23 protein-coding genes are annotated in these 24,394 nt (G+C 57.3%); 20 read left to right on the top strand and 3 right to left on the bottom strand.

Annotation, left to right across the window (positions count from 1 at the left end; translation table 11 throughout):
- The 10 genes from nuoE (at position 1) to nuoN (ending at position 12,110) form a co-directional block, all read left to right on the top strand.
- Positions 1-501 carry an NADH-quinone oxidoreductase subunit NuoE gene (nuoE, locus tag CSE01S_RS16220; protein ID WP_012131493.1) on the top strand — a complete coding sequence of 167 codons (501 nt, stop codon included), beginning with the start codon at positions 1-3 and terminating at the stop codon, positions 499-501.
- Positions 498-1,835, top strand: coding sequence for an NADH-quinone oxidoreductase subunit NuoF (gene nuoF / locus CSE01S_RS16215; protein ID WP_042290680.1), 1,338 nt, complete (start codon positions 498-500; stop codon positions 1,833-1,835). The genes nuoE and nuoF overlap by 4 nt, the downstream gene beginning before the upstream one ends.
- A gap of 29 nt (positions 1,836-1,864) precedes the next feature.
- The gene (gene nuoG / locus CSE01S_RS16210) at positions 1,865-4,591 is read left to right on the top strand and encodes an NADH-quinone oxidoreductase subunit NuoG (protein ID WP_042290678.1); all 2,727 of its coding nucleotides are present in this window, start codon (positions 1,865-1,867) and stop codon (positions 4,589-4,591) included.
- Positions 4,588-5,565: an NADH-quinone oxidoreductase subunit NuoH gene (gene nuoH / locus CSE01S_RS16205; protein ID WP_042290675.1), complete on the top strand. Its 978-nt coding sequence runs from the start codon at positions 4,588-4,590 to the stop codon at positions 5,563-5,565. Before nuoG ends, nuoH begins: the two co-directional genes overlap by 4 nt.
- A gap of 14 nt (positions 5,566-5,579) precedes the next feature.
- Positions 5,580-6,122: an NADH-quinone oxidoreductase subunit NuoI gene (nuoI, locus tag CSE01S_RS16200; RefSeq protein ID WP_042290673.1), complete on the top strand. Its 543-nt coding sequence runs from the start codon at positions 5,580-5,582 to the stop codon at positions 6,120-6,122.
- 11 nt (positions 6,123-6,133) lie between these two features.
- The gene (nuoJ, locus tag CSE01S_RS16195) at positions 6,134-6,688 is read left to right on the top strand and encodes an NADH-quinone oxidoreductase subunit J (protein WP_042290671.1); all 555 of its coding nucleotides are present in this window, start codon (positions 6,134-6,136) and stop codon (positions 6,686-6,688) included.
- Positions 6,685-6,987, top strand: a complete 303-nt coding sequence (nuoK, locus tag CSE01S_RS16190; protein ID WP_000612644.1) for an NADH-quinone oxidoreductase subunit NuoK — start codon at positions 6,685-6,687, stop codon at positions 6,985-6,987. The genes nuoJ and nuoK overlap by 4 nt, the downstream gene beginning before the upstream one ends.
- The gene (gene nuoL / locus CSE01S_RS16185; RefSeq protein WP_042290669.1) at positions 6,984-8,825 is read left to right on the top strand and encodes an NADH-quinone oxidoreductase subunit L; all 1,842 of its coding nucleotides are present in this window, start codon (positions 6,984-6,986) and stop codon (positions 8,823-8,825) included. The genes nuoK and nuoL overlap by 4 nt, the downstream gene beginning before the upstream one ends.
- A 291-nt stretch (positions 8,826-9,116) precedes the next feature.
- Positions 9,117-10,646, top strand: coding sequence for an NADH-quinone oxidoreductase subunit M (gene nuoM, locus CSE01S_RS16180; protein WP_042290666.1), 1,530 nt, complete (start codon positions 9,117-9,119; stop codon positions 10,644-10,646).
- 6 nt (positions 10,647-10,652) lie between these two features.
- Positions 10,653-12,110: an NADH-quinone oxidoreductase subunit NuoN gene (gene nuoN, locus CSE01S_RS16175; protein ID WP_042290665.1), complete on the top strand. Its 1,458-nt coding sequence runs from the start codon at positions 10,653-10,655 to the stop codon at positions 12,108-12,110.
- A gap of 78 nt (positions 12,111-12,188) precedes the next feature.
- On the opposite strand, the gene CSE01S_RS16170 is transcribed toward nuoN, so the two are convergent.
- Both CSE01S_RS16170 and rbn read right to left on the bottom strand, forming a co-directional pair.
- Positions 12,189-13,199: a chemotaxis protein gene (locus CSE01S_RS16170; protein ID WP_042290664.1), complete on the bottom strand. Its 1,011-nt coding sequence runs from the start codon at positions 13,197-13,199 to the stop codon at positions 12,189-12,191.
- Between the two features lie 63 nt (positions 13,200-13,262).
- Positions 13,263-14,180 (bottom strand): ribonuclease BN, encoded by a 918-nt coding sequence (gene rbn / locus CSE01S_RS16165; RefSeq protein WP_042290661.1) that lies wholly within the window; start codon positions 14,178-14,180, stop codon positions 13,263-13,265.
- Between the two features lie 65 nt (positions 14,181-14,245).
- On the opposite strand from rbn, the gene CSE01S_RS16160 reads away from it, so the two are divergent.
- The 9 genes from CSE01S_RS16160 (at position 14,246) to CSE01S_RS16120 (ending at position 23,039) form a co-directional block, all read left to right on the top strand.
- Entirely contained in the window at positions 14,246-14,707 is a 462-nt protein-coding gene (locus CSE01S_RS16160; protein ID WP_042290659.1) for a GNAT family N-acetyltransferase, read from the top strand.
- Between the two features lie 54 nt (positions 14,708-14,761).
- A complete protein-coding gene (gene elaB, locus CSE01S_RS16155) occupies positions 14,762-15,067 on the top strand; it encodes a stress response protein ElaB (protein WP_042290656.1) in 306 nt (101 codons plus the stop codon).
- 96 nt (positions 15,068-15,163) lie between these two features.
- Entirely contained in the window at positions 15,164-16,462 is a 1,299-nt protein-coding gene (menF, locus tag CSE01S_RS16150) for an isochorismate synthase MenF (RefSeq protein ID WP_042290654.1), read from the top strand.
- An 84-nt stretch (positions 16,463-16,546) separates the two neighbouring features.
- Complete coding sequence (gene menD / locus CSE01S_RS16145) at positions 16,547-18,217, top strand: 2-succinyl-5-enolpyruvyl-6-hydroxy-3-cyclohexene-1-carboxylic-acid synthase (RefSeq protein ID WP_042290652.1); 1,671 nt, start codon at positions 16,547-16,549, stop codon at positions 18,215-18,217.
- A complete protein-coding gene (gene menH, locus CSE01S_RS16140) occupies positions 18,214-18,972 on the top strand; it encodes a 2-succinyl-6-hydroxy-2,4-cyclohexadiene-1-carboxylate synthase (RefSeq protein ID WP_042290650.1) in 759 nt (252 codons plus the stop codon). Before menD ends, menH begins: the two co-directional genes overlap by 4 nt.
- A gap of 14 nt (positions 18,973-18,986) precedes the next feature.
- Entirely contained in the window at positions 18,987-19,844 is an 858-nt protein-coding gene (gene menB / locus CSE01S_RS16135; RefSeq protein ID WP_042290647.1) for a 1,4-dihydroxy-2-naphthoyl-CoA synthase, read from the top strand.
- On the top strand, positions 19,844-20,806 hold the full coding sequence (menC, locus tag CSE01S_RS16130) for an o-succinylbenzoate synthase (protein ID WP_042290644.1): 963 nt from the start codon (positions 19,844-19,846) through the stop codon (positions 20,804-20,806). Before menB ends, menC begins: the two co-directional genes overlap by 1 nt.
- Positions 20,803-22,173: an o-succinylbenzoate--CoA ligase gene (menE, locus tag CSE01S_RS16125; RefSeq protein WP_042290642.1), complete on the top strand. Its 1,371-nt coding sequence runs from the start codon at positions 20,803-20,805 to the stop codon at positions 22,171-22,173. Before menC ends, menE begins: the two co-directional genes overlap by 4 nt.
- Positions 22,174-22,433: 260 nt before the next feature.
- A complete protein-coding gene (locus tag CSE01S_RS16120) occupies positions 22,434-23,039 on the top strand; it encodes a histidine phosphatase family protein (RefSeq protein ID WP_042290640.1) in 606 nt (201 codons plus the stop codon).
- 55 nt (positions 23,040-23,094) lie between these two features.
- Here the strand turns inward: CSE01S_RS16120 and nudI are convergent, their stop codons facing one another.
- On the bottom strand, positions 23,095-23,520 hold the full coding sequence (gene nudI, locus CSE01S_RS16115) for a nucleoside triphosphatase NudI (RefSeq protein ID WP_042290638.1): 426 nt from the start codon (positions 23,518-23,520) through the stop codon (positions 23,095-23,097).
- 312 nt (positions 23,521-23,832) lie between these two features.
- On the opposite strand from nudI, the gene CSE01S_RS16110 reads away from it, so the two are divergent.
- Positions 23,833-24,375: a YfaZ family protein gene (locus tag CSE01S_RS16110; protein ID WP_042290635.1), complete on the top strand. Its 543-nt coding sequence runs from the start codon at positions 23,833-23,835 to the stop codon at positions 24,373-24,375.
- Positions 24,376-24,394: the final 19 nt, after the last annotated feature.

Here is a 24,394-nt window from a genome sequence, read left to right as displayed (position 1 = left end):
ATGCACGAGAATCAACAACCACAAACCGAGGCTTTTGAGCTGAGTGCGGCAGAGCGTGAGGCGATTGAGCACGAAAAGCACCACTACGAAGACCCGCGTGCGGCGTCCATTGAAGCGCTGAAAATCGTCCAGAAACAGCGTGGCTGGGTGCCGGACGGCGCGATCTACGCGATCGCCGACGTACTGGGGATCCCGGCGAGCGATGTCGAAGGCGTGGCGACGTTTTACAGCCAGATCTTCCGCCAGCCGGTTGGCCGACACGTGATCCGCTATTGCGACAGCGTGGTATGCCACATTACCGGTTACCAGGGGATCCAGGCGGCGCTGGAGAAAAAACTCAATATCAAGCCGGGGCAAACCACGTTCGATGGTCGCTTCACCCTGCTGCCGACCTGTTGCCTGGGGAACTGCGATAAAGGGCCGAACATGATGATTGATGAGGACACTCACAGCCATCTGACCCCGGAAGCGATTCCAGAACTGCTGGAGCGGTATAAATGAAAAACATTATCCGTACTCCCGAAACGCATCCGCTGACCTGGCGTCTGCGTGATGATAAACAGCCGGTTTGGCTGGACGAATACCGTAGCAAAAACGGTTACGAAGGCGCGCGTAAGGCGCTGACCGGTCTGTCTCCTGACGAGATCGTCAACCAGGTGAAAGACGCTGGCCTGAAGGGGCGCGGCGGCGCGGGCTTTTCTACCGGCCTGAAATGGAGCCTGATGCCGAAAGACGAATCCATGAACATCCGTTACCTGCTGTGTAACGCTGACGAAATGGAGCCGGGCACCTATAAAGACCGTCTGCTGATGGAACAACTGCCGCACCTGTTGGTGGAAGGCATGCTGATCTCCGCGTTTGCGCTGAAAGCGTACCGTGGCTACATCTTTCTGCGCGGTGAATATATTGAAGCGGCGGTTCACCTGCGTCGCGCCATTGCCGAAGCAACCGAAGCCGGTCTGCTCGGCAAAAATATCATGGGCACCGGTTTTGACTTCGAACTGTTTGTGCACACCGGGGCAGGGCGCTACATCTGCGGTGAAGAGACCGCGCTGATTAACTCCCTCGAAGGCCGCCGCGCGAACCCGCGTTCCAAGCCGCCATTCCCGGCGACCTCTGGCGTCTGGGGCAAGCCGACCTGCGTGAACAACGTTGAAACGCTGTGTAACGTCCCGGCGATTCTCGCTAACGGCGTCGAGTGGTATCAGAACATTTCGAAGAGCAAAGACGCTGGCACCAAGCTGATGGGCTTTTCCGGTCGCGTGAAAAATCCAGGCCTGTGGGAACTGCCGTTTGGCACTACCGCGCGTGAAATCCTTGAGGATTATGCGGGCGGTATGCGCGATGGCCTGAAATTCAAAGCCTGGCAGCCTGGCGGCGCGGGAACTGACTTCCTGACCGAAGCGCATCTCGACCTGCCGATGGAGTTCGAAAGTATCGGTAAAGCAGGCAGCCGTCTGGGGACGGCGCTGGCGATGGCGGTGGACCATGAAATTGGCATGGTGTCGCTGGTGCGCAACCTGGAAGAGTTCTTTGCCCGTGAGTCCTGCGGCTGGTGTACGCCGTGTCGCGATGGGTTACCGTGGAGCGTAAAAATTCTGCGCGCACTGGAGCGTGGCGAAGGCCAGCCGGGGGATATCGAGACGCTTGAGCAACTGTGTCGGTTCCTGGGCCCGGGTAAAACCTTCTGTGCACACGCACCGGGCGCGGTGGAACCGCTGCAGAGCGCAATTAAATATTTCCGCGAAGAATTCGAAGCTGGCATCAAGCAGCCGTTCAGCAATACCCACGGAATTGGTGGTATTCAGCCGAACCTGCTGAAAGAGCGCTGGTGAGTTAAATTTTTTAATTTGGAAGCATGCTAATGGCTACGATTCATGTAGACGGCAAAGAATATGAGGTGAACGGAGCGGACAACCTGCTTGAAGCGTGTCTGTCCCTCGGCCTTGATATTCCGTACTTTTGCTGGCACCCGGCGCTGGGAAGCGTCGGTGCTTGCCGCCAGTGTGCGGTGAAGCAATACCAGAACGCGGAAGACACGCGTGGTCGCCTGGTCATGTCCTGTATGACACCGGCCTCCGACGGCACCTTTATTTCTATTGACGACGAAGAAGCGAAACAGTTCCGCGAAAGCGTGGTGGAGTGGTTAATGACCAACCACCCGCACGACTGTCCGGTCTGTGAGGAAGGGGGGAACTGCCACCTTCAGGATATGACCGTGATGACCGGCCACAGCTTCCGTCGTTACCGTTTCACTAAACGTACGCACCGTAACCAGGATCTGGGGCCGTTCATCTCTCACGAAATGAACCGCTGCATCGCCTGCTATCGCTGTGTTCGTTACTACAAAGACTATGCGGACGGTACGGATCTGGGCGTGTATGGCGCGCACGACAACGTCTACTTTGGTCGCCCGGAAGATGGCGTACTGGAAAGCGAGTTCTCCGGTAACCTGGTGGAAATCTGTCCGACCGGCGTCTTTACCGATAAAACGCACTCCGAGCGTTATAACCGTAAATGGGATATGCAGTTTGCCCCGAGCATCTGCCAGCAGTGCTCTATTGGTTGTAACACCAGCCCGGGTGAACGCTACGGCGAACTCCGCCGTATCGAAAACCGTTACAACGGTACCGTGAACCACTATTTCCTCTGCGACCGCGGTCGTTTCGGCTATGGCTACGTCAATCTGAAAGATCGTCCGCGTCAGCCGGTACAGCGTCGTGGAAACGATCTGATTACCCTCAATGCCGAACAGGCCATGCAGGGCGCGGCGGATATTCTACGTCAGTCGAAGAAAGTCATTGGGATCGGGTCTCCGCGCGCCAGCGTGGAAAGCAACTTTGCGCTGCGTGAGTTGGTTGGTGCGGAAAACTTCTACACCGGAATCGCGCAGTCGGAACAAGAACGTCTGCAACTGGCGCTAAAAGTGCTGCGTGAAAGCGGCGTTCATACCCCTGCGCTGCGCGATATCGAATCTTACGACGCCGTGCTGGTGCTCGGTGAAGACATCACCCAGACCGGCGCGCGCGTTGCGCTGGCGGTTCGTCAGGCGGTGAAAGGGAAAGCGCGCGAAATGGCGGCGGCGCAGAAAGTGGCTGACTGGCAGATTGCGGCAATCCTTAACATTGGCCAGCGCGCTAAACATCCGCTGTTCGTCACCAACGTCGACAACACCCGTCTGGACGATATTGCCGCATGGACCTACCGCGCGCCGGTAGAAGACCAGGCGCGTTTGGGCTTTGCCATCGCCCATGCGCTCGACGCCGCCGCGCCAGCGGTGGACGGTCTGAGCAGCGACCTGAAAAGCAAAATCGACGTGATTGTTCAGGCTCTGGCTGGCGCGAAAAAACCCCTGATTATCTCTGGCACCAACGCCGGGAGCAGTGACGTGATCCAGGCGGCGGCTAACGTCGCGAAAGCGCTGAAAGGTCGCGGCGCGGATGTCGGTATCACCATGATTGCCCGTTCCGTAAACAGTATGGGTCTCGGCATTATGGGCGGGGGGGCGCTTGACGACGCGCTGACCGAGCTGGAAACCGGGCGTGCTGACGCTGTCGTGGTGCTGGAAAACGATCTGCATCGTCATGCTTCCGCCACCCGCGTTAACGCTGCGCTGGCAAAAGCGCCGCTGGTGCTGGTGGTTGACCATCAACGCACCGCGATCATGGAAAACGCCCATCTGGTCCTTTCCGCCGCCAGCTTTGCTGAAAGCGACGGTACGGTCATTAACAACGAAGGCCGCGCACAGCGTTTCTTCCAGGTTTATGACCCGGCGTACTATGACAGCAACGCCGTGATGCTGGAAAGCTGGCGCTGGCTACACTCGCTGCACAGCACCGTGCAGAACCGCCAGGTCGACTGGACGCAGCTTGACCACGTCATTGACGCCGTCGTGGCCGCGATGCCAGAGCTGGCCGGTATTAAAGACGCCGCGCCGGATGCTTCTTTCCGCATTCGCGGTCAGAAACTGGCCCGTGAACCGCACCGCTATAGCGGTCGTACCGCGATGCGCGCCAATATCAGCGTGCATGAGCCACGTCAGCCGCAGGACAAAGACACCATGTTCGCCTTCTCAATGGAGGGGAACAACCAGCCGTCGGCGCCGCGTTCACAGATTCCGTTTGCCTGGGCGCCAGGCTGGAACTCGCCACAGGCGTGGAACAAGTTCCAGGATGAAGTGGGCGGTAAACTGCGTCACGGCGATCCGGGCGTGCGTTTGATTGAAGCGTCCGAAGGGGGGCTGGATTATTTCACCACCGTTCCGGCGAGCTTCCAGCCGCAGGACGGTCAGTGGCGTATCGCGCCGTACTACCATCTGTTTGGTAGCGACGAGCTGTCCCAGCGTGCGCCGGTGTTCCAGAGCCGGATGCCGCAGCCGTACATCAAGCTCAACCCGGCCGATGCCGCGAAGCTGGGCGTCAATGCCGGTGCCCGCGTCTCCTTTAGCTACGATGGCAACACGGTAACGCTGCCGGTTGAAATCGCGGAAGGGTTAACGGCAGGGCAGGTCGGTCTGCCGATGGGTATGCCAGGCATTGCGCCAGTGCTGGCCGGTGCGCATCTTGAGGATCTGCAGGAGGCACAACAATGAGTTGGATTACACCGGATCTGATCGATATCCTGCTGACTATCCTCAAAGCGGTGGTGATCCTGCTGGTCGTGGTGACCTGCGGGGCCTTCATGAGCTTTGGCGAACGTCGCCTGTTGGGTCTGTTCCAGAACCGTTATGGACCAAACCGCGTCGGCTGGGGCGGTTCGCTCCAGCTGGTGGCGGACATGATCAAGATGTTCTTTAAAGAGGACTGGATCCCGAAATTCTCGGATCGCGTCATCTTTACGCTGGCGCCAATGATCGCCTTTACCTCGCTGCTGCTGGCCTTTGCGATTGTGCCGGTTAGCCCGGGTTGGGTGGTTGCGGACCTGAACATCGGCATCCTGTTTTTCCTGATGATGGCGGGTCTGGCGGTGTATGCGGTGTTGTTCGCCGGTTGGTCGAGCAATAACAAATACTCGCTGCTCGGCGCGATGCGCGCCTCTGCGCAAACGCTGAGCTATGAAGTGTTCCTTGGACTGTCCCTGATGGGCGTGGTGGCGCAGGCCGGATCGTTCAACATGACCGACATTGTGAACAACCAGGCTGACATCTGGAACGTTATCCCGCAGTTCTTTGGTTTTGTCACCTTCGCTATCGCGGGCGTGGCAGTGTGTCACCGTCACCCGTTTGACCAACCGGAAGCCGAACAGGAACTGGCCGACGGTTACCACATTGAATATTCCGGTATGAAATTCGGTCTGTTCTTTGTGGGGGAGTACATCGGTATCGTCACCATTTCCGCGCTGATGGTTACCCTGTTCTTCGGCGGCTGGCAAGGCCCGTTCTTACCGCCATTCATCTGGTTCGCGCTGAAAACCGCGTTCTTCATGATGATGTTCATTTTGATTCGTGCGTCGTTGCCGCGTCCGCGTTATGACCAGGTAATGTCCTTCGGCTGGAAAATCTGCCTGCCGCTGACGCTCATCAACTTGCTGGTAACGGCGGCTGTCATTCTCTGGCAGGCGCAATAAGGGGCACTAAGACCATGACCTTAAAAGAGTTGTTAGTAGGTTTCGGCACCCAGGTACGCAGTATCTGGATGATCGGCCTGCATGCGTTCGCAAAACGCGAAACAAAGATGTATCCGGAAGAGCCGGTCTACCTGCCGCCCCGTTTTCGTGGTCGTATCGTCCTGACGCGCGACCCGGACGGCGAAGAGCGCTGCGTTGCCTGTAACCTGTGTGCGGTAGCGTGCCCGGTAGGCTGTATTTCTCTGCAAAAAGCGGAGACCAAAGACGGTCGCTGGTATCCGGAGTTTTTCCGCATCAACTTCTCACGCTGCATCTTCTGCGGTCTGTGCGAGGAAGCCTGTCCGACAACGGCGATCCAGCTTACCCCGGACTTTGAACTGGGTGAGTATAAGCGCCAGGATCTGGTTTTCGAGAAAGAGGATCTGCTGATCTCCGGTCCGGGTAAATATCCGGAATATAACTTCTACCGGATGGCAGGTATGGCAATCGACGGCAAAGATAAGGGCGAAGCGGAAAACGAAGCTAAGCCTATCGACGTCAAGAGCCTGTTACCGTAAGGAGAGGGGCAATGGAGTTCGCTTTTTATATCTGTGGCCTGATAGCCATTCTCGCAACCTTGCGAGTGATCACCCATACCAATCCGGTGCATGCGCTGCTGTACCTGATTATTTCGCTGCTGGCGATTTCCGGGGTGTTCTTCTCGCTGGGCGCTTACTTCGCCGGTGCGCTGGAAATCATCGTCTACGCGGGCGCCATCATGGTGCTGTTCGTGTTCGTGGTGATGATGCTCAACCTGGGCGGGTCTGAAATTGAACAGGAACGCCAATGGCTGAAGCCGCAGGTGTGGATTGGCCCGGCGGTTCTGTCGGCCATCATGCTGGTGGTGATTGTTTACGCCATTCTTGGCGTTAATGACCAGGGCATTGACGGTGAGCCGATTAGCGCGAAAGCCGTCGGTATCACCCTGTTCGGACCTTACGTTCTGGCGGTGGAGCTGGCGTCTATGCTGCTGCTGGCCGGTCTGGTTGTCGCTTTCCACGTGGGGCGTGAAGAACGCGCCGGGGAAGTGCTGAGCAACCGTAAGGACGACAGCGCGAAAAGAAAAACGGAGGAGCACGCATGATCCCCTTACAACACGGACTGATCCTCGCGGCAATCTTATTTGTTCTGGGCTTAACCGGTCTGGTTATCCGCCGCAATCTGCTGTTTATGCTGATTGGGCTGGAGATCATGATCAACGCTTCCGCGCTGGCTTTTGTAGTCGCCGGAAGCTACTGGGGCCAGACCGATGGTCAGGTGATGTACATTCTCGCCATCAGCCTTGCGGCGGCTGAAGCGAGCATCGGCCTTGCGCTGCTGCTGCAACTTCATCGCCGTCGCCAGAACCTGAACATCGATTCAGTAAGTGAGATGCGTGGATGAACATGCTTGCCTTAACCATTATTCTGCCATTGATTGGCTTTGTACTGCTGGCGTTCTCTCGCGGACGCTGGTCGGAAAATCTCTCCGCGACCGTGGGCGTTGGCTCCATCGGTCTGGCGGCGCTGGTAACCGCGTTTGTCGGTATGGACTTCTTCGCGAACGGCAAGCAGGCGTACAGCCAGCCGCTGTGGACGTGGATGTCGGTCGGTGATTTCAATATCGGCTTCAACCTGGTGCTGGACGGCCTGTCGCTGACCATGCTTTCCGTGGTTACCGGCGTGGGTTTCCTGATCCACATGTTCGCTTCCTGGTACATGCGCGGCGAAGAGGGTTACTCTCGCTTCTTCGCCTACACCAACCTGTTTATCGCCAGCATGGTTGTTCTGGTGCTGTCCGATAACCTGTTGTTGATGTACCTCGGCTGGGAAGGCGTGGGCCTGTGCTCTTACTTACTGATCGGCTTCTATTACAGCGATCCGAAGAATGGCGCCGCGGCGATGAAAGCGTTCGTCGTGACCCGCGTGGGTGACGTATTCCTCGCCTTCGCGCTGTTCATCCTCTACAACGAGCTGGGTACCCTGAACTTCCGCGAAATGGTTGAACTGGCGCCAGCGCATTTCGACGCGGGCAACAATATGCTGACCTGGGCGACGCTGATGTTGCTGGGGGGAGCGGTAGGGAAATCCGCACAGCTGCCGTTGCAGACCTGGCTTGCCGACGCGATGGCTGGTCCGACGCCTGTCTCCGCGCTGATCCACGCCGCGACCATGGTTACCGCCGGCGTGTATCTGATCGCACGTACGCACGGCCTGTTCCTGATGACCCCGGAAATCCTGCATCTGGTTGGGATTGTGGGCGCAATCACGCTGGTGATGGCCGGTTTCGCCGCGCTGGTGCAAACCGACATCAAACGTGTGCTGGCCTACTCCACCATGAGTCAGATTGGCTACATGTTCCTGGCGCTCGGCGTGCAGGCGTGGGATGCGGCGATTTTCCACCTGATGACGCACGCCTTCTTTAAAGCGCTGCTGTTCCTGGCGTCTGGCTCCGTTATCCTGGCCTGCCATCATGAACAGAACATCTTCAAGATGGGCGGCCTGCGTAAGTCCATTCCGCTGGTGTATCTCTGCTTCCTGGTGGGCGGCGCGGCGCTGTCGGCGCTGCCGCTGGTGACCGCAGGCTTCTTCAGTAAGGATGAGATTCTGGCTGGCGCGATGGCGAACGGTCATATCAATCTGATGGTGGCAGGTCTGGTCGGTGCATTCATGACCTCTCTGTATACCTTCCGAATGATTTTCATCGTATTCCACGGTAAAGAACAAATTCACGCACATGCAGGGAAGGGGATTACCCACCATCTGCCGCTGATTGTCCTGATGGTGCTGTCCACCTTTGTCGGCGCGCTGATTGTGCCGCCGCTGCAGGGGGTTCTGCCGCAGACTACCGAACTTGAACATGGCCGCGTAATGACGCTGGAAATTACCTCTGGTGTCGTGGCGATCGCGGGCATCCTGATTGCCGCATGGCTGTGGCTGGGCAAACGCACGCTGGTGACGTCCATCGCCAACAGTGCGCCGGGCCGTCTGCTGGGCACCTGGTGGTACAACGCCTGGGGCTTTGACTGGCTGTACGACAAAGTGTTCGTGAAGCCGTTCCTTGGCGTGGCCTGGCTGCTGAAGCGCGATCCGCTGAATGCGCTGATGAACGTACCGGCAATCCTTTCCCGCTTTGCAGGTAAAGGCCTGCTTTTCAGCGAGAACGGCTATCTGCGCTGGTATGTGGCATCCATGAGCATCGGTGCGGTTGTGGTGCTGGCGTTGTTGATGGTTTTACGTTGATTTGAGATCGCGGTTTTGCCCGGTGGCGCTGCGCTTACCGGGCCTACAAGACCGTAGGTCGGGTAAGCAAAGCGCCACCCGACACAACAAACCGCACTCAAACGTGAATTTGTTGAAATTCGTTGAAAATCAGGTCCGACAGGACAGGCGTTATCGGCGAAGTCAGAGTGGACACCGCCTGCGCACAGCAACCGAAGCGTACTTAAGTACGTGAGGATTGCGAGCACAGCCGGGGTCGTTATGACGAGCAAGATAGCCTGAACCGGACTTAAACAAGGAACAAATACTGCCATGTTATTACCCTGGCTAATACTTATTCCCTTCATTGGTGGGTTTCTGTGCTGGCAGACCGAACGCTTTGGCGTGAAGGTGCCGCGCTGGATCGCGCTGATCACCATGGGACTGACGCTTGCGCTTGGCCTGCAGCTGTGGTTGCAGGGCGGCTATTCACTGACGCAATCCGCTGGCATTCCGCAGTGGCAGTCTGAATTTGTCCTGCCGTGGATCCCGCGCTTTGGCATCTCTATTCATCTGGCTATCGACGGTCTGTCGCTGCTGATGGTGGTGCTGACCGGCCTGCTCGGCGTTCTGGCGGTACTTTGCTCCTGGCGAGAAATCGAAAAATACCAGGGCTTCTTCCACCTGAACCTGATGTGGATCCTGGGCGGTGTGATCGGCGTGTTCCTCGCCATCGACATGTTCCTGTTCTTCTTCTTCTGGGAAATGATGCTGGTGCCGATGTACTTCCTGATCGCGCTGTGGGGCCATAAGGCGTCCGACGGTAAAACGCGTATCACGGCGGCAACCAAGTTCTTCATTTACACCCAGGCGAGCGGTCTGGTGATGCTGATTGCGATCCTGGCGCTGGTGTTCGTGCATTACAATGCAACCGGCGTCTGGACCTTCAACTATGAAGCGTTGCTGAATACCCCGATGTCCCACGGCGTCGAATACTTGCTGATGCTGGGCTTCTTCATCGCCTTCGCGGTGAAAATGCCGGTGGTTCCGCTGCACGGCTGGCTGCCGGATGCGCACTCTCAGGCGCCGACCGCCGGTTCCGTTGACCTTGCGGGGATTCTGCTGAAAACCGCGGCCTACGGTTTGCTGCGTTTCTCTCTGCCGCTGTTTCCGAACGCCTCTGCGGAGTTCGCGCCGATTGCCATGTGGCTGGGTGTGATCGGCATCTTCTACGGTGCGTGGATGGCGTTTACCCAGTACGACATCAAGCGTCTGATTGCCTACACCTCCGTCTCCCATATGGGCTTCGTGCTGATTGCTATCTACACCGGCAGTCAGCTGGCGTACCAGGGGGCGGTGATCCAGATGATCGCGCACGGTCTGTCCGCGGCGGGGCTGTTTATCCTTTGCGGCCAGCTGTACGAACGTCTGCATACGCGTGATATGCGCATGATGGGCGGCCTGTGGGGCAAAATGAAGTGGCTGCCTGCGCTGTCGATGTTCTTCGCAGTGGCAACGCTGGGTATGCCTGGCACCGGTAACTTCGTCGGTGAATTTATGATCCTGTTCGGCAGCTACCAGGTTGTTCCGGTGATCACCGTCATCTCCACCTTTGGTCTGGTGTTTGCCTCTGTTTATTCGCTGGCGATGCTGCACCGTGCTTACTTCGGTAAAGCCAAAAGCCAGATTGCGAATCAGGAACTGGCAGGGATGTCGCTGCGCGAGCTGTTTATCATCCTGTTGCTGGTCGTGCTTCTGGTACTGCTTGGCTTCTATCCGCAGCCGATTCTGGATACGTCGCATTCCGCGATGAGCAACATCCAGCAGTGGTTTGTTAATTCCGTTTCTACTACAAGGCCGTAAATCGCCATGACAATAACTCCACAACACCTGATTGCGCTGCTACCGCTGCTGATCGTCGGCTTGACGGTGGTGGTTGTGATGCTCTCCATTGCGTGGCGACGCAATCACTTTCTCAATGCCACGCTGTCGGTCATTGGGCTTAACGCTGCGCTGGTTTCGCTCTGGTTTGTTGGCCAGGCGGGCGCCATGGACGTCACGCCGCTGATGCGGGTTGACGGTTTCGCCATGCTCTACACCGGGCTGGTTCTGCTGGCGAGCCTGGCGACCTGTACGTTTGCCTACCCGTGGCTGGAAGGCTATGACGACAACCGGGAAGAGTTCTACCTGCTGGTGCTGATTGCCGCTCTGGGCGGGATCCTGCTGGCGAACGCTAACCATCTGGCCGCGCTGTTCCTCGGTATTGAACTGATCTCCCTGCCGCTGTTTGGTCTGGTAGGCTATGCCTTCCGTCAGAAGCGCTCGCTGGAAGCCAGTATCAAATACACTATCCTGTCCGCCGCCGCGTCTTCCTTCCTGCTGTTTGGTATGGCGCTGGTGTACGCACAGTCCGGCAACCTGTCGTTCGTGGCCCTCGGCAAGAGCCTTGGCGACGGTATGCTGAGCGAACCGCTGTTGCTGGCGGGCTTCGGGATGATGATTGTCGGCCTCGGCTTTAAACTGTCGCTGGTGCCGTTCCACCTGTGGACCCCTGACGTCTACCAGGGCGCGCCTGCGCCGGTATCGACCTTCCTGGCGACGGCGAGCAAAATCGCTATCTTCGGTGTGGTGATGCGTTTGTTCCTCTATGCGCCAGTAGGCGACAGCGAAGCGGTACGCGTGGTGCTGGGCATTATCGCCTTTGCCTCCATCATCTTCGGTAACCTGATGGCGCTGAGCCAGACCAACATTAAGCGTCTGCTCGGTTACTCCTCCATCTCTCACCTCGGCTATCTGCTGGTGGCGCTGATTGCCCTGCAGAGCGGCGAGATGTCGATGGAAGCGGTGGGCGTCTACCTGGCCGGCTATCTCTTTAGCAGCCTTGGCGCGTTTGGTGTGGTCAGTCTGATGTCCAGCCCGTACCGTGGGCCGGATGCTGACTCACTGTTCTCCTATCGCGGTCTGTTCTGGCATCGTCCTGTTCTCGCCGCGGTCATGACGGTAATGATGCTGTCGCTGGCGGGTATCCCGATGACGCTCGGCTTTATCGGCAAGTTCTACGTGCTGGCGGTCGGCGTGCAGGCCAGCCTGTGGTGGCTGGTTGCCGCCGTGGTGGTCGGTTCCGCGATTGGTTTGTACTACTACCTGCGCGTTGCGGTCAGCCTGTACCTGAGCGCGCCGCAGCAGCTTAACCGCGATGCGCCGTCGAACTGGCAGTACAGCGCGGGCGGCATTGTGGTGCTGATCTCCGCGTTGCTGGTGCTGGTGCTCGGCGTCTGGCCGCAGCCGCTGATCAGCATTGTGCAGTTAGCGATGCCGCTGATGTAAGCGAAACGCAGACCTAAAAAAACCCGCTTCGGCGGGTTTTTTTGTGGGCTGACATACCGGCCAGCCTCTCTGGCGTTATTAGGATCCGCTTAACAGCTGTCTGCTCACCAGCGGGCCGTCAATTCTGTTCACCGCGCGCGTCATCACTTCCTGAATAACTGACGACAGCTCGTTGATTTCAAACTTCGCCACATAGCCGTCAGCTTTCACTTTGCGTACGTGATCTTCGTTGGCGCTGCCAGACAAAGAGGAGTGGATCACCACTGGAATGTGCTTCAGGCGTTCGTCGGTTTTAATCTTACGGGTAAGGGTGAATCCGTCCATCTCTGGCATTTCCAGGTCGGTAAGCACCAGGGCGATTTTTTCGCTGATGGCTTTGCCTTCCGCTTCGGCCTCTTTCGCCAGGTGCTGGATTTTCTCCCATGCGTCTTTCCCGGTAACGTGCATCTGGTGCGGAATGTCCATTGCGTTCAAGCCTTTTTCCAGCATCGCCCGGGCCACGCGAGAGTCTTCGGCGACAATGGCCACCGCTCCGGGGGTAATGTTGAATTTACTGGTTTTCAGTTCCGTGGCGCGTAGGTCATGGTTTGCGGGCACGATGTCATACAGGATCTGCTCAACGTCCAGCACCAGCGCCAGGTTGTTGGTCTCTTTGTCCTCGTCCAGGCAGGCGATACTGGTGATGTAACGTCCGTTTACCGCTTTCTCGGCGGTATGCACCTGCTGCCAGTCCAGACGCATGATGTTTTCCACTGACTCGACGGCGAAGGCCTGGACGCTGCGGGCGTATTCGGTGATCAGCAGGATATTCAACCCGTTTTCCGGTTGACACCCGGCGACGGCGGGGAGGTCGATCACCGGGATCACCTGATCGCGAATATTCACCATCCCCAGCAGCGGCGCCTTCATGCCTGCCGGACGCGTAAACGTCGGCATTGGCACAATTTCACGCAACTTAAAGACGTTAATGCCAAACAGCTCAGACTTTTGCTCGTGCAGGGAGGTTCCCAAACGAAACAGCAGCAGCTCAAAGCGGTTGGACAGGGTGAGATTCGCCCTGTCATCGATATCTTTCTGGAAATTGTCCATTCTGTCCTCAGTGTGAATACTGCCTTTTTACTGTTATCGGCACCGGGGACAAAAAGTGGAGCGTTAAACCGTGAAAACGGCGAAATCCGCAGCCAGTTCCGTGTGCGGGAAAATGGCCCGACACTCCGCCAGAAGGCGCTGGCAGCCGGTTTCATCGTAGCGTGAACTGATATGCGTCATGATGAGCTTGCCGACTCCTGCCTTTTTCGCCAGCATCGCCGCCTGACGGGTGGAGCTGTGACCCCGGCTGTTGGCCTTCTCTTCCATCGAGGCATCCAGGGTGGTTTCGTGAATCATCACGTCAACCCCTTTCGCCAGCGCAAGGGCGCCGACGCAGGGCGCCGTGTCGCCAAAAATGGCCACCGCTTTGCCCGGGGTTGCCGGAGCAAGGTAGTCCGCGCCGTTGATGGTGCGGCCATCATCAAGGGTAATTGTCTTTCCGGCTTTCAAGTCCTGAAACCAGGGACCCGGCGTAACCCCCGCGGCTTTCAGCGCGTTGGCGTCAAGCGCACCCGGTTTGTCGTGTTCTTCAACGCGGTAGCCGTAGCATTCCAGCGGGTGTTCAAGCGGGTAGGCGGTCACCTTGCGCAAGCCGTCGTCAAGGATTTCACCGGCGGTAATCTCGATGATATCCAGCGGATAGTCAGTCCACGAACCGCTCAGGCGCAGGCTGGTTTCGGTGAATTCACGAAGCCCTTTGGGTCCATAAAGGGTCAACGGATGCGGATTGCCTGCCATCGAGCGGCTACACAACAGACCCGGTAAACCAAACAGATGATCGCCATGCAGGTGGCTGATAAAAATGCGTTCAATCTTGCCGGGATGAAACGCCGTCTCCAGCATCTGCTGCTGCGTGCCTTCCCCGCAGTCAAACAGCCACAGCGCGGGCTGAGTGGGATGGTGCAGATGCAACAATATCGCCGTGACGTTGCGCGCGCGGGTAGGGACGCCCGCCGAGGTACCTAAAAAGATAAATTCCATTATTTCATTACACTTTTTCAACTTATTCTGGCTAGTATAAAACGTTTGAGCAAAAGGAGGGCGCGATGATTACCTGGCAAGATCTGCATCATTCACAATTAACGGTTCCCGCGTTGTACGCGCTACTTAAACTGCGCTGCGCGGTGTTTGTCGTCGAACAGCGCTGCCCTTATCTGGATATTGACGGCGACGATCTGGTGGGTGAAAACCGCCATATCCTCGGCTGGCATAACGATGAGCTGGTGGCGTATGCGAGGATTCTGAAAAGTGACAACGCGCTGGAGCCGGTGGTCATTGGCCGGGTGATCGTCAGCGAAGCCCTGCGTGGCGAAAAGCTTGGCCAACATCTGATGTCCCGGACGCTCGCCGCCTGCCAGCAGCACTGGCCGCAAAAAGCGCTGTATCTCGGCGCGCAGGCGCATCTGCAAAACTTCTACGCGCGATTCGGTTTTGCGCCCGTGACCGATGTCTATGATGAAGACGGCATTGCCCATATCGGTATGGCCCGTGAGGCAATTCAGGCGTAAATCCGCGTCGTTGTCTATAGTTAGGAACAGGTTTTACTAAAATGGAGAACGAGAATGTCTTATCAGTTTGGTGATTCGCGTATTGATGACGACCTGACGTTGCTGAGCGAGACGCTGGAAGAGGTGCTGCGCTCTTCGGGTGACCCTGCCGATCAAAAGTATATCGAACTCAAAGCGCGCGCAGAACAAGCGCTGGAAGATGTAAAAAATCGCGTCAGCCATGCGTCCGACAGCTATTACTATCGCGCAAAACAGGCGGTATATCGCGCTGATGACTATGTGCATGAAAAACCGTGGCAGGGGATCGGCGTGGGCGCAGCGGTAGGTATGGTACTGGGCTTGCTGCTCGCACGGCGTTAACCCTCACCGGAAACGCATCGACTCCCTAAACTGGGGTACTGCATTTTTTCTGTAGTACCCCGTATAATGTGAGGTTTTTAACAGGGAGAGGTCCGCGTGAATTCACTCACTACTGCGCTGGAAAGCCTGACGCGCCTTTTATCGCAGGAATTACCCGCCGCGCCGGGCATGCGGGTTTTCGATGTCCCTTTCCCCCTCAATGACGCTTTCGACGCGTTAAGCTGGCTTGCGAGCCAGCCTGTTTACCCACAATTTTACTGGCAGCAGCGCAACGGCGATGAAGAAGCCGCCGTGCTCGGTTCGGTTTCCCGCTTTTCCTCGCTTGATGCCGCGCAGCATTTTCTTCGCGACCACCCACAGCAAAGCGACCTGCGAGTCTGGGGACTGAACGCCTTCGACCCGAAAACGGGCGAACTCTTTTTGCCCCGTCTGGAATGGCGGCGCTGTGCGGGCGTGGCGGTGCTGCGGTTGCATGTCTGGAGCGACAGATCGCTGCGTGAGGATGCCGACCGGGCGCTGTCGTTTCTCGCTTCACTGGCGAGCGTCAAACCGCTGGCGGCGTTGCGGCTCACCCTGGTTGGCGAGCAGCACTGGCCGGAAAAAGCAGGCTGGGTGACGCTGATTCAGCAGGCAACGCGCACGATTGCCGAAGACCAACTGGAAAAAGTGGTGCTGGCGCGCGCCAGCGACCTGCAATTTTCTCGTCCGGTGAATGCGGCCGCGATGATGGCGGCAAGCCGTCGTCTGAATCTGAACTGCTATCATTTCTATATGGCCTTTTGCGCGAACAGCGCTTTTCTTGGCTCATCCCCGGAGCGACTCTGGCGGCGGCGGGATACCGCGCTCCGGACCGAGGCGCTGGCGGGTACAGTCGCTAACGATCCTGATGACTACAAAGCCTGGCAACTGGGCGAGTGGTTAATGAAGGACGATAAAAATCAGCGCGAAAACATGCTGGTGGTCGAAGATATCTGCCAGCGATTACAACAACATACCCACTCGCTGGACGTGCTGCCGCCAAAAGTGCTGAGGCTGAGAAAGGTGCAGCATTTGCGCCGCTGCATCTGGACGGCGCTGAATCAGCCTGACGATACGCTGTGCTTACTGCAACTCCAGCCGACGGCGGCGGTGGCGGGGATCCCCCGGGATCGCGCGCGGATGTTCATTCATCAACATGAACCGTTCGAACGCGAATGGTACGCCGGGTCGGCAGGTTATCTGTCGTTACAGCAAAGCGAGTTTTGCGTGTCGCTGCGCTCAGCGAAAATCACCGACAACGTGGTCAGACTGTATGCCGGAGCGGGCATTGTTCGCGGTTCCGATCCCGAACAGGAATGGCAGGAAATCAACAATAAAGCCGCAGGTCTGCGAACTTTGTTACAGATGGACGGATAATGAGTCACTTAATTCCGATTCATATCAATAATCCATTTTTTCCATTCTTTATACTGAGTCGCAATATTGATACCGGACAAACTCATGTCAGTAAGCGCATTTAACCGACGCTGGGCGGCGGTCATTCTGGAAGCATTAACTCGCCACGGTGTCAGGCATGTCTGCATTGCCCCTGGCTCGCGTTCCACGCCCCTCACGCTGGCGGCGGCGGAAAACGCGGCATTTATTCACCACACGCATTTTGATGAGCGTGGACTTGGTCATCTGGCGCTGGGACTGGCAAAGGCGAGCAAACAACCGGTGGCGGTAATCGTCACGTCCGGTACGGCGGTGGCTAACCTCTATCCGGCGCTGATTGAAGCGGGGCTGACCGGTGAAAAGCTGATTCTGCTGACGGCCGATCGCCCCCCTGAACTGATCGACTGCGGTGCGAATCAGGCCATTCGCCAGGCAGGGATGTTTGCGTCCCATCCGTCGCAAACGATCTCGCTGCCGCGTCCGACGCAGGATATTCCGGCAAGCTGGCTGGTTTCGACCCTCGATAACGCGCTGGCGTCGCTGCATGCTGGCGCCGTGCACATCAACTGTCCCTTTGCCGAACCGTTGTATGGCGATATGGACGACACGGGACTGGCCTGGCAGCAGCGCCTCGGCGACTGGTGGCAGGATGACAAGCCCTGGCTGCGCGAAGCGCGTCGGCTGGAAAGTGAAAAGCAGCGCGACTGGTTTTTCTGGCGCCAGAAGCGAGGGGTGGTCGTTGCCGGGCGCATGAGCGCGGAAGAGGGTAAAAAGGTTGCCGAGTGGGCGCAAACGCTGGGCTGGCCGCTGATTGGCGATGTGCTGTCGCAAACCGGACAACCGCTGCCCTGTGCCGATCTGTGGCTCGGGAACGCGAAGGCGGTCACCGAACTGGAACAGGCGCAGATCGTCGTACAGTTGGGCAGCAGCCTGACCGGGAAACGGTTGCTGCAGTGGCAGGCAACCTGCACGCCGGACGAATACTGGATTGTCGATAATATCGAAGGTCGGCTGGATCCGGCCCATCATCGCGGTCGCCGTCTGGTGGCGAAAATTGGCGACTGGCTGGCATTGCATCCGGCGGAAAAACGCAAGCCCTGGTGCGTGGCGATCCCGCGTCTGGCTGAGCAGGCCTGGCAGGCGGTGGCGGCGCGTCGTGACGCGTTTGGCGAAGCGCAACTGGCGCACCGCATCCGCGACTATTTGCCCGAACAGGGACAGTTGTTCGTCGGTAACAGCCTGGTGGTGCGCCTGATCGATGCGTTTTCACAGTTACCCGCGGGATATCCGGTATACAGCAACCGTGGGGCGAGCGGCATTGACGGCTTATTGTCAACCGCCGCGGGCGTACAGCGCGCCAGCGCCAAATCAACGCTGGCGATTGTCGGCGATCTTTCGGCGCTCTACGATCTTAATGCGCTGGCGCTGCTGCGCCAGGTATCCGCGCCGTTCGTACTGATTGTCGTCAACAATAACGGTGGACAGATTTTCTCACTACTGCCGACGCCGCAGAGCGAACGCGAGCGATTTTATCTGATGCCGCAAAATGTCCATTTTGAACACGCTGCCGCGATGTTCGAGCTGAAATATTATCGTCCGGAAACCTGGGATGAACTGGACGCGGCGATAGCCGGCGCGTGGCGAACACCCGCGACGACGGTGATTGAACTGGTGGTTAACGATACCGACGGCACCCGGACGTTGCAGCAACTGCTGGCGCAGGTAAGCCATCTATGAACCTGCACGCGCAGGCGAAACCCGCTCAGCCCGGCGCGCCCTGGCTGGTTTTTCTGCACGGTTTTTCCGGCGACTGCCGGGAATGGCAGGCGGTCGGCGAGCAGTTGACGGCGTTTTCCCGTCTGTATGTCGATCTGCCCGGCCACGGCGGTTCCGCTGAAATTCGCGTAAGCGGATTTGCGCAGGTGATCGAATTACTGCGCAGTACTTTAATTAGTTACAACATACTGAACTACTGGCTGGTGGGTTACTCGCTCGGCGGCAGAGTGGCGATGACGGCAGCCTGTCAGGGGATGACCGGACTGTGTGGCCTGGTGGTTGAAGGCGGTCATCCGGGGCTACAAAGTGAGGCGGCGCGCGACGCGCGCCGTCGTTCCGATGCTCACTGGGCGCAGCGTTTTCGCCAGGAAGCGCTGCGAGACGTTTTCAGCGACTGGTATCAACAACCCGTTTTTGCCTCGTTAAATGCCGGGCATAGGGCCGAACTGGTTGCCCTGCGAAGCGACAATAACGGCGGCACGCTGGCGGCGATGCTCGAAGCCACCTCGCTTGCGGCGCAGCCCGATTTACGCGCGGCGCTCACCGCGCGGACATTTCCGTTTTATTATTTATGTGGTGAACGTGACAGCAAATTTCGCGCGCTAGCGGCGGAATTAGCGGCGGAAAGCCATGTGATTCGTAACGCCGGACACAACGCGCACCGGGAAAATCCCGCTGGCGTGGTGGCATGTCTGGCGCAGATTCTGCGTCTCTGACTAAAGGACACACTATGATCTATCCTGATGAAACAATGCTTTACGCACCGGTTGAATGGCACGACTGCTCTGAAGGCTACACCGATATTCGCTATGAGAAGTCCAGCGACGGTATTGCAAAAATCACCATTAACCGTCCACAGGTGCGCAACGCTTTCCGTCCTTTGACCGTTAAAGAGATGATCCAGGCGCTGGCGGATGCCCGTTATGACGACAACGTGGGGGTGATTATCCTCACTGGCGAAGGTGACAAAGCCTTTTGCGCGGGTGGCGACCAGAAAGTGCGCGGCGACTACGGCGGTTACCAGGACGACTCCGGCGTACATCACCTGAACGTGCTGGATTTCCAGCGCCAGATCCGCACCTGTCCGAAGCCGGTAGTGGCGATGGTGGCCGGTTATTCCATCGGCGGCGGCCACGTGCTGCATATGATGTGCGATCTGACCATCGCAGCGGAAAATGCTATTTTCGGTCAGACCGGCCCGAAAGTCGGTTCGTTTGACGGCGGCTGGGGCGCATCTTACATGGCGCGGATCGTTGGACAAAAGAAAGCGCGTGAAATTTGGTTCCTGTGCCGTCAGTATGATGCGCAGCAGGCGCTGGATATGGGGCTGGTTAACACCGTAGTTCCGCTGGCGGATCTGGAAAAAGAGACCGTGCGTTGGTGTCGCGAAATGCTGCAAAACAGCCCGATGGCGCTGCGCTGCCTGAAAGCCGCGCTGAACGCCGACTGTGACGGGCAGGCGGGTCTGCAGGAACTGGCGGGAAATGCCACCATGCTGTTCTATATGACGGAAGAAGGTCAGGAAGGCCGTAACGCCTTCAACCAGAAACGTCAGCCTGATTTCAGCAAATTCAAACGGAATCCGTAATGCGTAGCGCGCAGGTATACCGCTGGCAGATCCCCATGGACGCGGGGGTGGTTCTGCGTGACAGGCGGTTAAAAACCCGCGACGGGCTGTATGTCTGTCTGCGTGACGGCGAACGGGAAGGGTGGGGAGAGATCTCCCCGCTGCCAGGCTTTAGCCTCGAAACCGTTGAAGATGCGCAGGTGGCTCTGCTGGCCTGGGTTAACGACTGGCTGCTGGGCGGCGAGTTACTGCCGGATATGCCGTCGGTGGCGTTTGGCGTCAGCTGCGCGCAGGCGGAACTGACGGGAATGCTGCCCACGGCGGCGGACTATCGCGCCGCGCCGCTGTGTACCGGCGATCCGGACGATCTGGTGCTGCAACTGGCCGACATGCCTGGTGAAAAAGTGGCGAAGATAAAAGTCGGCCTGTACGAAGCGGTACGCGACGGCATGGTGGTTAACCTGCTGCTGGAGGCGATACCGGAGCTGCATCTGCGTCTGGATGCCAACCGTGCCTGGACACCGCTGAAAGCGCAACAATTTGCGAAGTACGTCAACCCGGACTATCGCCATCGCATCGCTTTCCTGGAAGAACCGTGTAAAACCCGCGACGATTCCCGGGCATTTGCCCGTGAGACCGGTATTGCCATCGCCTGGGATGAAAGCCTGCGCGATGCCGACTTCGCCTTCGAGGCGGAAGAGGGCGTCCGCGCGGTGGTGATCAAGCCGACGCTGACCGGCTCGCTGGACAAGGTTCGTCAACAGGTTGAGTCCGCACATGCGCTGGGGCTGACGGCGGTGATCAGTTCGTCCATTGAATCGAGCCTGGGTTTAACGCAGTTGGCGCGTATTGCCGCGTGGCTGACGCCGCAGACCATTCCCGGTCTCGACACCCTGAACCTGATGCAGACGCAGCAGCTTCGCCGCTGGCCGGGCAGCACACTACCGTGTACAGAACTTGATGCGCTGGAACGGGTGCAATGAGCTTTTCTGACTGGCCGTGGCGTCACTGGCGGCAGGTAAGAGGGGATGCGCCCGCTCTGCGCCTGAATGATGAGGTACTCACCTGGCAAGCGCTCTGCCAGCGCATTAACGCGCTGGCGAGCGGTTTTGCCGCGCAGGGCGTGGTGGAAGGCAGTGGGGTAATGCTGCGCGCCTGGAACCATCCTCAGACGCTGTTGGCGTGGCTGGCGCTATTGCAGTGCGGCGCGCGTGTTCTGCCGATCAACCCGCAGCTTCCGCAGTCGCTTCTGTCCACGCTGCTGCCGGATCTGACGTTACAGTTTGCGCTGGATCGCGAAGGCGACAATCCCTTTGCTTTTTTGACGACGCTGACGATGCGGGAAGAGGCGGGCGATCATGGCGTGGCCTGGCAACCACAGCGTCTGAGTTCAATGACGCTGACGTCCGGCTCTACCGGTTTGCCTAAGGCCGCCGTGCATACCTGCCAGGCGCATCTCGCCAGCGCCGAAGGCGTCCTCTCGCTGATACCCTTCGGCAAAGACGACGACTGGCTGCTTTCCCTGCCGCTGTTTCACGTCTCCGGTCAGGGCATCTTATGGCGCTGGCTGTTTGCCGGCGCGCGGATGACCGTACGGGAAAAACAGCCGCTGGAGCAGATGCTGGCCGGATGCACCCATGCGTCGCTGGTGCCAACGCAACTGTGGCGGTTGCTGATGAACCAGACGCCCGTTTCGCTGAAGGCGGTGCTGCTCGGCGGCGCGGCGATCCCGGTTGCGTTAACGGAGCAGGCGCGCGCGCAGGGCATTCGCTGTTGGTGCGGCTACGGACTGACCGAATTTGCCTCGACGGTATGCGCCAAAGAGGCCAATGGGCAGGCGGACGTCGGGGAGCCGTTACCGGGACGCGAAGTCAACGTTGTTAATGACGAAGTGTGGCTGCGTGCGGCGAGCATGGCGGCAGGTTACTGGCGAAACGGCAGACTGGCGCCGCTGGTTAACGACGAAGGATGGTTTGCTACACGCGATCGCGGTGTGCTGTCTAATAATAAATTAACCCTTCTCGGGCGGCTGGATAATCTCTTTTTTAGCGGTGGCGAAGGGATCCAACCGGAAGAGGTTGAGCGGGTGATTGCCGCCCATCCGCAGGTGCAACAGGTCTTTATTGTTCCCGTGGCGGATGCCGAGTTCGGCCAACGCCCCGTTGCGGTCGTGGAATATGACGCCAGCGAAGCGGTTCCGGACCTTCGCGAATGGGTGAAAGACAAGCTGGCGCGTTTCCAGCAGCCGGTGGGGTGGTTGATCCTGCCGGATACGCTTAAAAACGGCGGCATCAAAATTTCACGCCGGGCGTTGACCGACTGGGTGCGACAGATTTACGCAGATCGATAATGAATACGCGGGGGGAGCAATTTCCCCGAAAAACGTCATTAAACTCTTCGGGAAATAATTATTAAATAGCGGGTAATGCAATATTAGCAGGTGAATATTAATTTAACCTTAAGAAATAAAATAAAGACGAAAAAGGGATTATTCGCCTGAATAACTTTTGCTTTTATTCAGGTTTTAAGGCATTTTCACGACACGAATTTTCGACTGGTATACCGAAAGGTAGACCGTATTTTATTTATTTTTATTGCGTGGAAAGTGACGTGTCAGCTTTTTTCCAGTATTTTTCTCATTCCCGAAAATATGCCGCTATTTTGATCGTCAGTCTGGTTGTTCTGATTGGTGTTAGCGGCAAGGTGGCGTGGAGCAGTAACGGTTTGCCGCGCATCAATACCCCGACGCTCGCCTTGCTGGCAAAGCAGCACCCCGTCATCGTTCTGTTTCGCCATGCTGAGCGCTGCGATCGTTCCGAACATCCCTGTCTGTCAGACAAAACCGGTATTACCGCATACGGCGCGCATCAGGCCAGGGCGCGTGGAGAGACGTTCGCCGCACAAATTAACGATTATTCATTATTTGCCAGTCCTGCCGTACGCACTATTCAGTCGGCGACGTGGTTTTCCGGCGGTAAGAAACTCACCGTGGATAACGCGATGCGTACATGTGGAGGCGGAACGCAACGGGCTATTCTACGCCTCGCCAAACAGTCACAGGGTAAAAATACGGTTATTTTTACGCATAATCATTGTCTGACGTGGCTGGCGGAAAATATGCGCGGCGTTAAATACGATCCGGGATATCTGGACGCTTTAGTGATGCATGCCGATCACGGTAAGCTTTATTTAGATGGTCAACTGATGATTCAATAATAAAAGCTTATCTCATCAGCGTCTCAATGACAGCCATAAAGGCTGTCATGTTCTGTTAAAGTAATCCTTTCAGCCCCAACGTTTTTCGCGTGGCGATATTCAGATCATATTTCGGTAAATCTTCCGGTTTGACCCAGGCGAAGGCCTGAAACTCTTCGTTAATATGCACTTCACGGTTAGCGGCAATGCAGTCAAAGATCAGGTAAATCATGTAGATCTCTTCCTGACTACCGTCCGGATAGGTTTTAGTACGGATATCATCGCTGAACGTCCAGGGGTTAATATCACTCAGTATCAATTCATCTCCGAGCTCTTCGCGGATCTCACGACGCAGGGCGTCTTCAATTAGCTCCCCCGGCTCCACGCCACCGCCTGATAAGGCCCATTGACCCGGAAAAACACCGCGATCGTCGGCCATCTGGCACAACAGGTAACTGCCATTATTCTGTATTAAGGGGCAAACAATAGTCCTTTGACGCACGATAATGTTCCTTAAAGCAGAGGTAAATGTGCCAGCGAAAAGCATATCGCCTGACAACACGAGTAAAAAACGTCTCTTTTCCAGACAAAACCGGGAATTAATGTAAGGAAGATTGAACAATAAAAAATTGATCCTGGGCAAGCCCCTATTGGCTATACGAATTTCGTTACCGCTTCCCCTTACCAGACCGATCTTATTTAGTTACAAAACCCTGAACTAACCATTTTTTAACACCTTGATTCCTGCGTTAATGACAGTACAATCCGGCGGTTTTGGGACGTTTTACGCAATTGCTTGCTGGAAAGGGTAAAAATGAAAAAAAGCGTAATAGTTGGACTGGCTGGAATGCTGTTCGTGTCCGCGACCGTGAATGCGATGAGTATCAGCGGCCAGGCGGGGGAAGATTACACCAATCTCGGTGTTGGATTTGGTACGGAGTCCAGCGGCCTGGCGCTAAGCGGTAACTGGATGCACAACGATGACGACGGCGACGCCGCAGGTCTGGGTCTGGGGTTAAATATTCCTCTTGGACCCATGCTGGCAACGGTCGGCGGTAAAGGCATTTATACCAATCCCAAGGATGGTGAAGAAGGTTACGCGGCGGCGGTCGGCGGCGGGCTGCAGTGGCCGATTGGCGACAGCTTCCGTCTGTTTGGCGAGTACTATTACTCACCGGACTCGCTGTCCAGCGGTATTGACAGCTATGAAGAAGCTAACGCTGGCGCACGCTGGACCCTTCTGCGTCCGCTGAGCATTGAAGCGGGCTATCGCTATCTGAATCTGGCGGGCAAAGACGGCAACCGCGACAACGCAATTGCTGACGGTCCGTATGTTGGGGTTAACGCCAGCTTCTAATCGCTTCGGCGCGGCGTCC

The organism is Citrobacter sedlakii NBRC 105722, assembly GCF_000759835.1.
GTDB classification, from domain to species: Bacteria; Pseudomonadota; Gammaproteobacteria; order Enterobacterales; family Enterobacteriaceae; genus Citrobacter_A; species Citrobacter_A sedlakii.
This window is presented reverse-complemented; position numbering and strand designations above follow the sequence as displayed.

Bases quoted from the DNA above. Each gene is read 5' to 3' on its own strand.
- nuoE (WP_012131493.1), top strand. From the start codon at position 1: ATGCACGAGAATCAACAACCACAAACCGAGGCTTTTGAGCTGAGTGCG.
- nuoF (WP_042290680.1), top strand. From the start codon at position 498: ATGAAAAACATTATCCGTACTCCCGAAACGCATCCGCTGACCTGGCGT.
- nuoG (WP_042290678.1), top strand. From the start codon at position 1,865: ATGGCTACGATTCATGTAGACGGCAAAGAATATGAGGTGAACGGAGCG.
- nuoH (WP_042290675.1), top strand. From the start codon at position 4,588: ATGAGTTGGATTACACCGGATCTGATCGATATCCTGCTGACTATCCTC.
- nuoI (WP_042290673.1), top strand. From the start codon at position 5,580: ATGACCTTAAAAGAGTTGTTAGTAGGTTTCGGCACCCAGGTACGCAGT.
- nuoJ (WP_042290671.1), top strand. From the start codon at position 6,134: ATGGAGTTCGCTTTTTATATCTGTGGCCTGATAGCCATTCTCGCAACC.
- nuoK (WP_000612644.1), top strand. From the start codon at position 6,685: ATGATCCCCTTACAACACGGACTGATCCTCGCGGCAATCTTATTTGTT.
- nuoL (WP_042290669.1), top strand. From the start codon at position 6,984: ATGAACATGCTTGCCTTAACCATTATTCTGCCATTGATTGGCTTTGTA.
- nuoM (WP_042290666.1), top strand. From the start codon at position 9,117: ATGTTATTACCCTGGCTAATACTTATTCCCTTCATTGGTGGGTTTCTG.
- nuoN (WP_042290665.1), top strand. From the start codon at position 10,653: ATGACAATAACTCCACAACACCTGATTGCGCTGCTACCGCTGCTGATC.
- CSE01S_RS16170 (WP_042290664.1), bottom strand. From the start codon at position 13,199: ATGGACAATTTCCAGAAAGATATCGATGACAGGGCGAATCTCACCCTG.
- rbn (WP_042290661.1), bottom strand. From the start codon at position 14,180: ATGGAATTTATCTTTTTAGGTACCTCGGCGGGCGTCCCTACCCGCGCG.
- CSE01S_RS16160 (WP_042290659.1), top strand. From the start codon at position 14,246: ATGATTACCTGGCAAGATCTGCATCATTCACAATTAACGGTTCCCGCG.
- elaB (WP_042290656.1), top strand. From the start codon at position 14,762: ATGTCTTATCAGTTTGGTGATTCGCGTATTGATGACGACCTGACGTTG.
- menD (WP_042290652.1), top strand. From the start codon at position 16,547: ATGTCAGTAAGCGCATTTAACCGACGCTGGGCGGCGGTCATTCTGGAA.
- menH (WP_042290650.1), top strand. From the start codon at position 18,214: ATGAACCTGCACGCGCAGGCGAAACCCGCTCAGCCCGGCGCGCCCTGG.
- menB (WP_042290647.1), top strand. From the start codon at position 18,987: ATGATCTATCCTGATGAAACAATGCTTTACGCACCGGTTGAATGGCAC.
- menC (WP_042290644.1), top strand. From the start codon at position 19,844: ATGCGTAGCGCGCAGGTATACCGCTGGCAGATCCCCATGGACGCGGGG.
- menE (WP_042290642.1), top strand. From the start codon at position 20,803: ATGAGCTTTTCTGACTGGCCGTGGCGTCACTGGCGGCAGGTAAGAGGG.
- CSE01S_RS16110 (WP_042290635.1), top strand. From the start codon at position 23,833: ATGAAAAAAAGCGTAATAGTTGGACTGGCTGGAATGCTGTTCGTGTCC.